We start from the raw sequence: 12,573 nt of genomic DNA on the forward strand, positions 1-12,573 counted from the left end.
AATGAGGAACGTATTGCTGGTGGATGACGAGCCACTCATTGTCGAAGGAATGCAGTCCATCATCGATTGGAATGCGAATCATATGCAAATTGCAGATACAGCGCGCAATGGTGTGGAAGCGCTAGCAAAGCTGGACGGCTTATCCGTAGATCTAGTTATCACGGACATCATGATGCCCCAGATGACAGGACTTGAGCTGATCCGTGAGGTCAAAGTACGTAGTCCCCTCACTAAGTTCATCATTCTGAGCGGTTATGAGGAATTTAATTACGTGCGGGAAGGCATTACGCTGGGTGTCGAGAACTATTTGCTCAAGCCGGTCAATATCGACGAATTGGAAGCGACGATTAAGCATATGCAGAATGATTGGGAGCGCGAGGAAATCAGACAAATTCAAATGGATCAGAGCTGGAGGATTCTGAGGAATAATATATTGCAGCGGTGGGCTAACGAAACCATTGATGCCAAAGAGTTCCGGGAGCGCGCGCAGCTGCTGGAAATCCCCTTGACCAAGTCAAATTACTGCGCTGCTGCGCTGCGAATCGTAACCGATCACGAATTGGATGATCCGCAGGTTTACAGACCCATAATTGCCGAGCAGTGTGAAATCATAGGCAGAAACCAATTACCACACGGCTGTGAGATCATCTGCTTCCCTGATCAGGAAGGAGATATCATCGTGCTGTTCGCTTCAACCGGCATGGAAGAAGAAGGATGGCAATATCATGCGCTTCGCGGAATGCAGCAGTGGATCACCGCTGATACAGGCGCCTGTGTATGGGGCGTGAAAGGGCCGTCCAAGCAATCCTACCTGGGGTTTCCGCAAAGCTGCAAACAAGTGAAGCTGTGGCTTCAGAATCATTTGTTTGGCGAGTCAGAAACTTTCATAGTGATATCGGACAACGGAAGAGAAGCCGATCCTGCATATGAGCAAAGGGAGCCCGTTATGGATCAATTCCATAAGTTGCTCCGGGACGGGAAAAGTCTTGAGGTTGACCGGTTCATCGACGACTTCTTTGAAGTTCAGGCAGAGGAAGGGCACACGGCAAGAACGCCGTTCTTCAACTCCGCAATTCAGCTTATGCTGGCGGCCAAAACTTTGGAAAAGACTCCGGATTACGGAGGCGTATTCGGTCCCTTATCCAGAATTCATACTCGCAGCGGGCTGAAGCAGCTGGTGAAAAAGGTGATCCATCAAACATTTGATACCTACCATGCGACAGAAAGGGATTATAGCCCGCATGTGATGGCTGTACTCGATTTCGTAAAAAACACCTACAAAGAGGAGCTTTCGCTGAAGACGCTCAGCCAGAAACTGGACCTTCATCCGAACTATCTGGGGCAGCTGTTTCAACAGGAGGCGGGCACCAGCTTTTCCGAATATGTAAATCAGTACCGGATTGAACGTGCCACTCATCTGCTGCTTTACTCGGACAAAAAGACAGCAGAGGTAGCTACGGAGGTAGGCTATTGGGATACATCTTACTTTTACAGGCAGTTCAAAAAATATGCCGGCGTTTCCCCCACGGAGCTGCGTTCGATGTATATGAAAAGATAGGCCGTAACCTGTAGGTTTTAAAAAACACACCTTGCGAAGGTGTGTTTTTTAGTGAAATGAATGCGCTATCTTTAATTAATCCATCATTTTATTGTATTTTTCAACTATCTCGGCGGCTGCCCGGCTTTCATAATAAAGACAGGGGTGAACGGGAAGATCCAAAACACCAAATGAGCTGAAGTTAACCATTGTTGATTATAGGGGATGAACAGTGGATGAACTCAGCTACAAGTGAAACAAAGGAGGGACAGCCGTGCTAGGCATCTTGAAGAAACTGATGAAGAATAGGGCGTTTCTTCTGCTGGTATTGCCGGGAGCAGCGTGGTTTATTATTTTTGCATATTTGCCGATGTTTGGGACGATTATTGCCTTTAAGGATTTCCGGATTCATCCGGGGGGGTTTCTTGAAAGCGTTTTTAAAAGCGAGTGGGTCGGTTTCAAAAACTTCGAGTTTCTGTTCTCGACCGACGATGCTTATATCATAACGCGCAATACGATTCTTTATAACGTCGGTTTGATCATGCTTGGACTGGTTCTCGCGGTTACGCTTGCCATCATTATGAATGAGCTGTTAAATAAACGGCTGGCGAAATTATACCAAACCGCGATGTTTATGCCGTATTTCCTCTCATGGGTTATTATTAGCTATTTTGTATTCTCGTTCCTGAATGTAGAAAAGGGCGTGTTCAATCAGCTCCTTGTCTTCTTTGGCGAAGACCCGGTCAGTTGGTACAGCGAGACGAAATTTTGGCCGTATTTTCTTATCTTTCTGGGTCTCTGGAAAAATGCCGGATACGGGAGTGTCGTCTATCTTGCAGCAATCGCCGGGATCGACCGCTCTTATTATGAGGCAGCTATGATCGACGGTGCTACCAAATGGAATCAGATCAAGTTTATTACACTGCCGATGTTGAGGCCGCTTATGATCATTTTGACAGTTCTGGCACTGGGCGGCATCTTCCGCTCGGATTTCGGCCTATTCTACCAGGTTCCGCGGGATTCCGGCGCACTTTATCCGGTCACCAACGTTATCGACACATTCGTGTATCGGGGACTGACGATCATGGGCGATACAGGTATGAGTACAGCTACGGGCCTTTATCAATCCGTTGTCGGTTTGATTCTCGTTCTGCTCGCGAATTACGCTGTACGCAAAATTGAAAAAGATTATGCCGTATTCTAAAAAAAATCGGCAAGGGGGGTGCCTGCAATGAATGACTTAAGCGAATCTATGGAGAGATCGTTGCTCTATGCTCCCAGGAAGAAGACCAGGGACATTAATGCGATTAGTCCATTATGGAATTTTATATTTAATGTAGGGGTGTGCTTATTCGCCCTATCCTGTATCTTCCCGTTTATATTTATCATTATCATTTCCTTTACGGACGAGAAGACGTTGGCCATCAACGGCTTCAGCATCCTGCCTGAGGTGCTCAGTCTGGACGCCTACCGGTTTCTAATGCGGTCCGGTGAACAAATGGTCCAATCCTTGGGCGTGACCCTGGCCGTAACGGTCATTGGAACTGTTCTGACGCTGTATCTCGTTTCTACATATGCGTACGCAATTTCACGCAAGAACTTTGACCAGCGCCGGTTCTTCAGCTTTCTCGCTTTCTTCACCATGTTGTTCTCAGGGGGACTGGTCCCCGGATATATCGTCGTTACGCAAGTACTTCACTTGCGGGATTCCATCTGGGCGCTGATATTCCCATCCATTCTGAACGCATTCTATATTATCGTTATGCGCACCTTCTTTACGACAACTGTACCGGATGCGATCATCGAATCGGCCAAGATTGACGGAGCAACCGAATTTGGCATCTACACACGTATTGTGCTGCCAATCTCACTGCCGGGTATTGCGACTATCGGGCTGTTCAGTACACTTGGCTTCTGGAATGACTGGTTCAATGCGCTTCTGTATATTGATAATCCAAATTTAATTCCACTGCAAACACTTTTAATCCGGATTCAGAACAATATGGACTTCATCGTACAGAACAGCAGCCAGGTAGTATCTTACGACATTGCTGCGACCTTGCCGACAGAAACGGTCCGTATGGCGATGGTTGTGCTGGCTACGCTGCCAATCGCGCTGGCGTATCCGTTTTTCCAGAAGTATTTTATCCAAGGACTTACGATTGGTTCGGTTAAAGAATAAGTTGGATAAGTTGAATCTGTCCGATCCAGGGCAGTGACAATAGATATTTATATTGATTAGGGGGAGACATATGAAGTCCAAGAAAATGGTATTGCTGATGGTTGTGTTTCTGTTTGCACTTGCTTCCACGTTGGCTGGCTGTGGCAGCAACAACACGAAGGAAAATAGTAATGGGAATACGCCGTCAGAGACCCAATCGGCTAGTCCAACGGAATCCGGCGACCAGACCGGGGATAAGCTGGACCCGGTGAAGCTCAAGGTATACCTGATCGGTGGTCCACAGCGTGACCTGCCAACGGTTCAAGAGGAAATGAATAAATATTTGACAGACAAAATCAACGCAACCGTTGACATCACAATGATTGACTGGGGCGACTACTCGAAACGTTTACCAGTTATCACTGCTTCCGGGGAGAATTACGATATCGCGTTTACCTCATCCTGGGCTTTTGACTACCTGCCGAACGCGACTCGGGGTGCATTTTTGCCAATCAATGATTTGCTGGAAAAATACGGTCAGGATATTATAAAAGAACTCGACCCGCGTTTCCTGACCGGATCGCAGGTGAATGGCAAAAATTATGCCGTGCCGGTGAACAAGGAATTGGCTTCACAATGGGTATGGCGTTTCAACAAACAGTATGTCGACAAGTATAAGATGGATATTACAAAAATCCGCACCCTAGAGGATCTCGAACCTTATTTGAAACAAATCAAGGAAGGCGAGCCGGCTGACATTACACCACTTGCCGTACCGAAAGGCTTCAAGCCATATATGCCGTTCGACTTCCTCCTGGGCGATGAATTCCCGGTTGGTATGAATATGAATTCAACGGATGGTAAATACGTCAATATCCTTGAATCCGGTGAACTGAAAAGCTCGCTCAAAACCATTCGCAAATACTATCAAGCCGGATATCTGCGCAAAGATGTTGCAACTCTGGAAGGCATTGATAACATCAAGACAGGCAAATGGTTTGCTGACCGCGAGCAAACGCAGCCTTATGCAGAATTGGGCTGGTCGAGAAGTGCGGGTTATGACATCGTGACCTCTCCGATGCAGGATCCGGTAATCTTTACAGGCTCTGCTACCGGCTCTATGCACGCAATCTCGGCGAATTCCAAAAATCCGGAACGTGCGATGATGTTCTTGAACCTGCTCAATACGGACAAATATTTGCGCAATCTGATCAACTACGGTATCGAAGGTACGCATTACAAGAAGATCTCTGAAGACGTCATTGAAGATCTGCCGGCTATGAAAGACGGATACCAGATGCCGGGATTCGCATTAGGCAATCTTTTCCTGACCTATAGCCACAAGGAAGACCCTGCGGATAAATGGGAAGCGTTCAAAGAATTCAACAATTCCGCCAAGGTTGCTCCAAGCTTCGGCTTCAATTTTAACCCTGATCCAGTGAAGACCGAAGTGGCGTCTATCTCGGCGATCGTAAAAGAATTCTACCCACCTATCATGACAGGTGCAGTCGACCCGGATGAACATCTGCCGAAGGCAATCTCCAAGATGAAGGCTGCCGGTCTGGATAAAGTTATAGCAGAAGCACAGAAGCAATACGACGAGTGGAAAGCAGCCAATAAATAAGAGGAGGATGGCATGAAAAAGATAAGTGCAGGTTTTATCTTCTTAGTTGTGATGTGCGCTGCATTATCCACTTCTGCGTTTGCAAAACAGCCTTATTCATCCTATTGGTTTCCAGAGCAATTGCTTCAGTGGAGTCCGGTATCCGACCCGGATGCAGCATTCAACCGCAGTACAGTCCCGCTGCAGGACCGTTTTGTGGGAGCAGGGGTCAACCCGCATGCGACTAAAGCGCCGAAGGTCATGGCTTTATCGGCACTCAATTCGGGAACAAGCGGAGTACCCTCACAGGGCTCGGACAAATTCGGGGCGAACACGTTTAGCTATTGGCAATATGTTGACAAACTGGTCTATTGGGCGGGCTCGGCCGGCGAAGGGATCATCGTGCCTCCAAGCGCCGATACGATCGACGCAGCTCATAAGAATGGCGTGCCGATCCTCGGAACGGTATTTTTCCCGCCAACGGTGTATGGCGGGAAATATGAATGGGTGAAGCAGATGCTTCAGCAGAACAGCGACGGCTCCTTTCCTGCCGCTGACAAGCTGATCCAGGTGGCGAAGCATTACGGATTTGACGGCTGGTTCATTAACCAGGAGACTGAGGGTGGAACGCCGGCTGACGCACAGCAAATGAAAGCTTTCCTGAGTTATCTTGAATCGCACAAGTCTGCATCTATGCACATCGTATGGTACGATTCTATGACTAAAGAAGGCAGTATCAGTTGGCAGAATGCATTAAATGACAAAAATGCGATGTTCCTGCAGGACAATGGGAAGCAAATAACAGACAGCATGTTCCTGAACTTCTGGTGGAAGGATCTAAAAAGCTCGGCGGAGAAGTCCAAAAGCCTGGGCAGAAGTCCGTTTGACCTATATGCAGGCATTGATGTTGAAGCCAAGGGTTACGATACGAAGGTGAACTGGAATCTGCTGTTCCCGGAAGGAGAGCCTGCAGTTACTTCACTGGGGATTTACCGCCCGGACTGGGCTTTTAACAGCGCTGAGAGTATGGAGGATTTCTTCATCCGCGAGAACAAATTCTGGGTGGGTCCAAACGGAAATCCGGGCAATACTGTGAGCAGCCAAGCCTGGAAGGGAATCGCGAACGATGTGATCGAAGCATCCCCGGTAAACGAGCTGCCCTTCATCACCAGCTTCAACACTGGAAGCGGCCAGAAATATTATGTTCGAGGGAAGCAGGTGCGGGATAAGGGATGGAACAACCGGAGCCTGCAGGATGTCCTGCCGACATGGCGCTGGATCGCAGACAGCAAAGGAACACCGCTTACACCGGTGCTCGATTGGTCTGATGCATATTACGGCGGCAGCTCGCTGAAGGTATCAGGTGTGCTGAGCCATGACAATGCGACACATCTGAAGCTCTACAAGACTGATTTGAAGGTTGAAGCAAGTACGAAGCTGTCGGTTACGTACAAAACGCAAAGCAAGCCGAGCCTGAAGGTTGGCCTTGCTTTCGCAGACCATCCCGGCCAATTTGTCTTCCTTAACCTGAAGGATAAGACATCGCCAGGCTGGATTACAGAAACATTAAATTTGACCCCTTATAAAGGGAAACGGATCGTGGCGTTGTCACTGTATTTTGACACCAAGGATACGATAAGTGATTATGCCATACAAATTGGCCAGCTCTCCATCCAAAATGCCAACGAACCGATTCAACCGCTCACGGCTGTTCGCGAGCTTAAAGCCACTCAATCCGATTTCCGCAATGGGATGTATGGAGATGCCAGATTGCAGTGGAAACCGCTTAACCAGCAGGTGAAGCAGTACGAAATCTATCGTGTACTGCCGGATGGCAATGAGGTGCTAATGGGTGCAACGCCAAATCATGTGTTTTACGTCCCTGAGATGAGAAGAATTGACAAGGAAGCGGTCACGGTATTGAAGGTGGTTGCGGTCAATGGAAGATACGAGCAAGGTCAGGCCTCCAGCGTGCAGATCAGCTGGCCGGCTTATCCGAAGCCGGCTGCGGAATTCAAGGCCGATCGGACACTGGTGGCTCCAGGGGAGACGGTAAACTTCACCGACCTGTCGACCGAAGTGACAGAAGGCTGGTCATGGACCTTCGAAAGCGGAAGCCCGGCTGTCAGCACCTCGAAGAACCCAGTGGTAACGTTCAATCAGGAAGGCGTGTATAGCGTGACGCTGACTGCCACCAACAGCTCGGGTCAAGACACAATGACGAAAAAGGCGCTTATCACCGTAAGCAAGGAAGCCGGTGCGGTGAAGAATCTGGCACTTGGCAAAACTGCAACGGCCGATCATACCTGCGGGGAAAAGGAAGGAGCGCCTAATGCCGTAGACGGTAAAGTGGCGGACAACAGCAAATGGTGCGCACTTGGCAATCTGCCTCACTGGCTTCAAGTCGATCTGGGCGCCGAGCATCAAATCAGTACCTTTGTCATCAAGCATGCTCAGAGCGGAGGAGAGTGGTCCGGGTTTAATACCAGCGATTACACCATTCAGGTGAGCAGTGATGGTACGAACTGGGCAGATGCCGTCAAGGTCCATGGAAACACGGCAGCCGAGACGACTGACGCGATTGCGCTAGTTAAAGCCCGCTATGTAAAATTAATCATTACTAAGCCCTCACAAGGTGCCGATACAGCCGCGCGAATCTATGAGTTTGAGGTAAAGGGACTGTAATATAACACTTAAAATATCATCCTTATAATGAAGCAAATAAACCGCACGCCCTTCAATAAGGCGTACGGTTTATTTGCATTGTCTATTGATTCACTTCATGCCAAAGAGAAGCGGCGTCAAAAAGCAATCTTCCGGCCGACACTGGCCGGGGCTATCTTACCAGCGTCAGCATCTTGTGCGATTTCTTGCGCCGTATTCCCGCCTGCCCGGGACAAAATGGTTACCAGCTCTTTATATCGTTTTTCTGTGGCATACTGCAGCGGCGATTTTTGATAAACATCTTGCTGATTGGGATTCGCGCCTAATTTTAGCAAGAGTGAAGCGATCGTCGGATTGTTTTCGCCAATAGCGTAATGAAGCGGGGTTCTTCCCATATAATCGCCCTGATTTAGATCAATGCCTTCCTGCACAAGAAGAGTGATCATCGCCAGGCGTTCCTGCTCCGCATATGTATCCAAGGATGTGATATCTTCCAACATAATATCGTTGTACGTTATGGCAAGACTGATCAAATTCCGCCCCGTGCCATCTTGATAAGTTTTCTCAGCTCCATGTCTGATCAGCAGATGATAGACCGCATTTTTCGGGTACCATTTGAGGAGTTCTTCCATGAGATTCCCGAGTTCTGCGGGACGTCCGTTTGCTTTTAAAATAGTGATATATGTATCCAGAATCCCAACTTTCCCTGTATTGACAGCCTGCATGATGGGAGAAGGAATCCATACCTTTTGAGAGTAAGGATCTCCCCCCGCTTCCACGATTTTTCGTACCAAAGCTGGATCCGCATCGTTCCGGTTGCAGGCGTGCAGTGCAATGTCCAGAGAGCGAACGTTGGATTTCGGCAAAATCAGCTCGATGAGCTTTTCATTGCGGTTGATGATCGAGTAACTTAAGGCTGTTTCATTTTCCGAGTCTTCCGCATTGACATCGGCGCCCGCGCTGATTAGATATTCGACAAGAGCCGCTTTGTTTTCGGAGGCGGCCACCAAAAGGGCGGTTTTTTTGTTGCGGTGTTTCGTTTCCAGATCATAGCCCTGCTGCACGAAGGAGGCTACGGTTTCGACTTTTGCCTGCTTGACTGCCTCAAGAAAGGCCCGTTTCTCTTCCTTTGAGAATTCCCGCTTCGTGATGATGCCTTGTGGAGCTGTGGCTGGCGAAAACACGGGATGGACTATTGCCGGGTTAGACTCGTATTTGATACCCAGATAATGAAGCATTAGCACAAGAAAAGCTTCACCTTGCGCTGTGCTGCAATTGAGGTGCCCCGTAAATTCTTCGACGAGTTGCTCAAACTCGCTTTGGGTTAAATTACTGTTTTGACGGACAAAAATTCTCTGAAACGTTTCGCTTCGGGTAATTCGTAGTAAGTCCCCGGCCGCTTGACGGTTAAAATCTTCAATCGTGAGTATCGCCATGATGCCCTCCTTAAAAATAAGCTTGCTTGGATAAATAATGGCTATATAGAATGAATTTAATAACTACACAAAAAGGCAAAAGTAGCGGAGGGGAATTTTGGAACTGTAGGAGCGATAGCGACCGCCTTTGTCCCCGGATTTCCACCGCAAATAGCGGGTTAAATCAAGAAATTCTTACGACAACAGCGGCCGGAAGTCCAAATATTCACAGTAGTTACGTCCTCGCCCAAATGGGGAAATCTTAAATTCAATCTATATAGAAAGCCCAGCTGAATGTATAATTATTATAGCTTTACTTCGAATATTAGGAAATACACAAGTGAAAGGATAGACTTCAATGTTTGATATCACCAGTTACCTGCAAGCCGGTTACCCGACACTATGGATTCGTACATGGGAGGAAGCGCGTGCGTTAACGCAATTGGCCAAAGTAGCCCGAGATCAGTCCCTTAAACTAAAAGTGTGGTCAATTACCGAAGGCTGGATAAGTAAAGATACGGGAAAACGGCTGGAAGTAACAGACCCTGTAGAAGCGCTTAATGCGGTGAGAGACGGCGAGGATTCGAGTCTCTACGTGTTTCTCAGCTTTCATTTCTATCTGGGGAGCCCTGAAGTGCTGCAAAAGATTAAGGATCTGATCCCGATCGCCAAAAGCCGCGGCCGCCATCTTGTGTTTCTCTCCTGCCGCGTAGACCTTCCCCCCGAAATTGAAAAAGAAATTACACTAATCGATATTCCTCTACCCAAAATAGATGAGTTATCCTCAGTACTGGACAGTGTTCTAGAGTCTGTTCCTCAATCTATTCAGATAGATGATCGCAAGGCACTATTGGAAAATGCACTGGGCCTCACTTGCGCGGAGGCGGAAAATGTTTTCGCTCTGTCACTTGTGCGCTACAAAAGCTTTTCGACCGACGCGATTCGCAACGTCCAGCTTGAAAAATCAAATGTTATACGAAAGTCGGGACTGCTCGAGTTCATACCGGCAGAGCTTACAACGGAAGAAATCGGCGGGCTGGATTTGCTCAAATCATGGTTGTCTGAGAGAAAACGGGCCTTTTCCGAGGAAGCTCAAGCCTTCGGTTTGCCAAACCCAAAAGGAGTTCTGGTTGTAGGCGTGCCCGGCAGCGGTAAATCCCTTTCAGCCAAAGCGATCTCGAGCGCTTGGAACTTGCCACTGCTGCGCTTCGATATCGGGAAGGTATTCGGAAGCCTTGTAGGGCAGTCCGAGGAGCAGATGAGACGGGCGCTGAATTTGGCCGAGACGATATCGCCTTGCATTTTATGGATCGATGAACTGGAGAAAGGGATGGCCGGATTGCAGACATCGGGCTCCTCAGATTCCGGTGTAACGGCGCGTGTACTTGGGACCTTCCTCACATGGATGCAAGAAAAGTCGCGGCCCGTTTTTGTATTCGCCACGGCGAATAACGTGAATGCTCTGCCCCCTGAAATGTTGCGGAAAGGGCGGTTCGATGAACTGTTTTATGTAGATCTGCCCAACGAGCTAGAACGAAAGGATATTCTTCGCATTCATCTGATAAAACGCAGGCGGAATCCGGACGCTTTCGATCTGGGACAGCTTGCCCGGGAAAGCGACGGTTTTGGTGGAGCCGAGATTGAGCAGGCAATCGTGTCCGGGCTCTATCGGGCTTTCAGTGAACATCGCGATTTGCAGACGGGTGACATCTCGGAAGCATATCGGGCAACCAAACCACTTTCGCAAATTATGAAGTCGCATGTCGAGCGTATCCGGGAATGGGGCATGGCGAATGCGCGTCCCGCCTCATCCAGCATGGTGGAGATGAACGGCGACGACAATAAGAGACGCTTATTTATTTAAGCGGAGTTAGGAGGAACTGGTGTCACATTTTACAACATTGCAGACAACCATTAAAAATATCGAGGCGGTCCGTATGGCATGCCGGGAACTCGGATTAGAACTTGTGCAAGAAGGCCAGGCGCGGGGCTATGGGGGACGAACGATAAATGGAGATTATGTCATCAAATGCAAAGGACCGTATGACGTTGTTTTGAATAAGCAGCAGGACGGCCACTACGGAATTATCACCGACTGGTATCAGGGACATGTGGCCAAAGAAATCGGTGAGGGTGGAGGCCGCCTTCTGCAAACGTATGGTGTAGTTCTAGCCACTATGGAGGCCCGCAAATTGGGTTATTCGGTAAGCCGCCAATCCATGCCCGACGGGTCAGTGAAAGTGGTGCTAACGCAGGCGCTATCAGGTGGAGGAAGGGAGCTGTGAAATGAAGCAGATTATCATAATGGTCGGACCCGACGGTTCCGTTTCGATCGAGGCTCAGAACTATAAGGGTACTGAATGCGACGCCGCGACCCGGCCATTTGAGGTTGCCTTGGGACAGATAACGAAAAAACAGCGAAAGCCGGAATTTTATTCTGCGAAGCATGGAACTATGAACAAGTACGAAAAGCTTTTATGAATAGCAGATCACCATTTAATGAATCTGTTCAGGACACCGAAATTCAGCTCCTGCTTCATACTAGTGTTACTCCTTACTCCTTGGTGAATGGCCCGGGGCTGCGTTCGGTCATACATATGCAGGGTTGTACCCTTGCTTGCAATGGGTGTTTTAATCCGGCTTCTCACGAACCAGGAATTGGTATCAAAATGAGCATTGATGAGCTCTGCAAAAGCATTCCAAATGACGTGGAAGGCATAACCGTAAGCGGCGGGGAGCCTTTTCAACAACAGGATGGCTTGCTGCTACTGCTCAAGAAGCTACGTCAACATGGATATTCCATCATCGTGTTCAGCGGGTATACCCAAGAGGAAATTTCCAAGTTGCCGAAAGGGAAGAACATTATGGAGTATATCGATGTGCTGATCGACGGCCGCTATGAGGCAGACCAGTCAGCTGATATAGGCCTGCGAGGAAGCAATAATCAGGTAATCCACCTTTTGACGGACCGTTATCGGATGGAGGATCTGCAGGTTCGCCGGACGGAGCTAACTTTCCAGCAAGATGGCACAGCTACGTTGGCAGGGTTTCCAAGCAGGGCGTTACGAAAGGCTTTTCGGCAAATAAGATAAGACGAATAATAGACTAAACCTAATAAACAGCTAAGAGCCGCGCTCCGCGCGGTTTTCTTAATTTTAAGGGACCAGGTATTTCAGACAAGGAGGCTTAACAG

10 protein-coding genes are annotated in these 12,573 nt (G+C 48.5%); 9 read left to right on the top strand and 1 reads right to left on the bottom strand.

Annotation, left to right across the window (positions count from 1 at the left end):
- Window position 1: 1 nt before the first annotated feature.
- The 5 genes from NST07_RS17000 (at window position 2) to NST07_RS17020 (ending at window position 7,986) form a co-directional block, all read left to right on the top strand.
- On the top strand, window positions 2–1,558 hold the full coding sequence (locus NST07_RS17000) for a response regulator transcription factor (protein ID WP_342479816.1): 1,557 nt from the start codon (window positions 2–4) through the stop codon (window positions 1,556–1,558).
- 253 nt (window positions 1,559–1,811) lie between these two features.
- Window positions 1,812–2,741, top strand: coding sequence for an ABC transporter permease subunit (locus NST07_RS17005; protein ID WP_341093267.1), 930 nt, complete (start codon window positions 1,812–1,814; stop codon window positions 2,739–2,741).
- A 27-nt stretch (window positions 2,742–2,768) separates the two neighbouring features.
- The gene (locus NST07_RS17010; RefSeq protein ID WP_341378664.1) at window positions 2,769–3,719 is read left to right on the top strand and encodes a carbohydrate ABC transporter permease; all 951 of its coding nucleotides are present in this window, start codon (window positions 2,769–2,771) and stop codon (window positions 3,717–3,719) included.
- Between the two features lie 70 nt (window positions 3,720–3,789).
- Window positions 3,790–5,322: an ABC transporter substrate-binding protein gene (locus NST07_RS17015; RefSeq protein WP_341093270.1), complete on the top strand. Its 1,533-nt coding sequence runs from the start codon at window positions 3,790–3,792 to the stop codon at window positions 5,320–5,322.
- A 12-nt stretch (window positions 5,323–5,334) separates the two neighbouring features.
- Window positions 5,335–7,986, top strand: coding sequence for a discoidin domain-containing protein (locus NST07_RS17020; RefSeq protein WP_341378666.1), 2,652 nt, complete (start codon window positions 5,335–5,337; stop codon window positions 7,984–7,986).
- A 116-nt stretch (window positions 7,987–8,102) separates the two neighbouring features.
- Here NST07_RS17020 and NST07_RS17025 read toward each other — a convergent pair whose 3' ends face one another.
- Window positions 8,103–9,401 (bottom strand): ankyrin repeat domain-containing protein, encoded by a 1,299-nt coding sequence (locus NST07_RS17025; protein WP_342479817.1) that lies wholly within the window; start codon window positions 9,399–9,401, stop codon window positions 8,103–8,105.
- A 337-nt stretch (window positions 9,402–9,738) separates the two neighbouring features.
- Here NST07_RS17025 and NST07_RS17030 point away from each other — a divergent pair, with 337 nt between their 5' ends.
- The 4 genes from NST07_RS17030 to NST07_RS17045 are packed head-to-tail and all read left to right on the top strand — an operon-like array spanning window position 9,739 to window position 12,472.
- Window positions 9,739–11,244 (top strand): AAA family ATPase, encoded by a 1,506-nt coding sequence (locus tag NST07_RS17030; RefSeq protein WP_342479818.1) that lies wholly within the window; start codon window positions 9,739–9,741, stop codon window positions 11,242–11,244.
- 19 nt (window positions 11,245–11,263) lie between these two features.
- Window positions 11,264–11,665 (top strand): DUF1257 domain-containing protein, encoded by a 402-nt coding sequence (locus NST07_RS17035; RefSeq protein ID WP_342479819.1) that lies wholly within the window; start codon window positions 11,264–11,266, stop codon window positions 11,663–11,665.
- A gap of 19 nt (window positions 11,666–11,684) precedes the next feature.
- Window positions 11,685–11,861 (top strand): DUF2997 domain-containing protein, encoded by a 177-nt coding sequence (locus tag NST07_RS17040; RefSeq protein WP_342481953.1) that lies wholly within the window; start codon window positions 11,685–11,687, stop codon window positions 11,859–11,861.
- Window positions 11,858–12,472, top strand: coding sequence for a 4Fe-4S single cluster domain-containing protein (locus tag NST07_RS17045; protein WP_342479820.1), 615 nt, complete (start codon window positions 11,858–11,860; stop codon window positions 12,470–12,472). The genes NST07_RS17040 and NST07_RS17045 overlap by 4 nt, the downstream gene beginning before the upstream one ends.
- Window positions 12,473–12,573 lie beyond the last annotated feature (101 nt).

This window comes from Paenibacillus sp. FSL L8-0340 (assembly GCF_038593145.1).
GTDB lineage: Bacteria > Bacillota > Bacilli > Paenibacillales > Paenibacillaceae > Paenibacillus_AQ.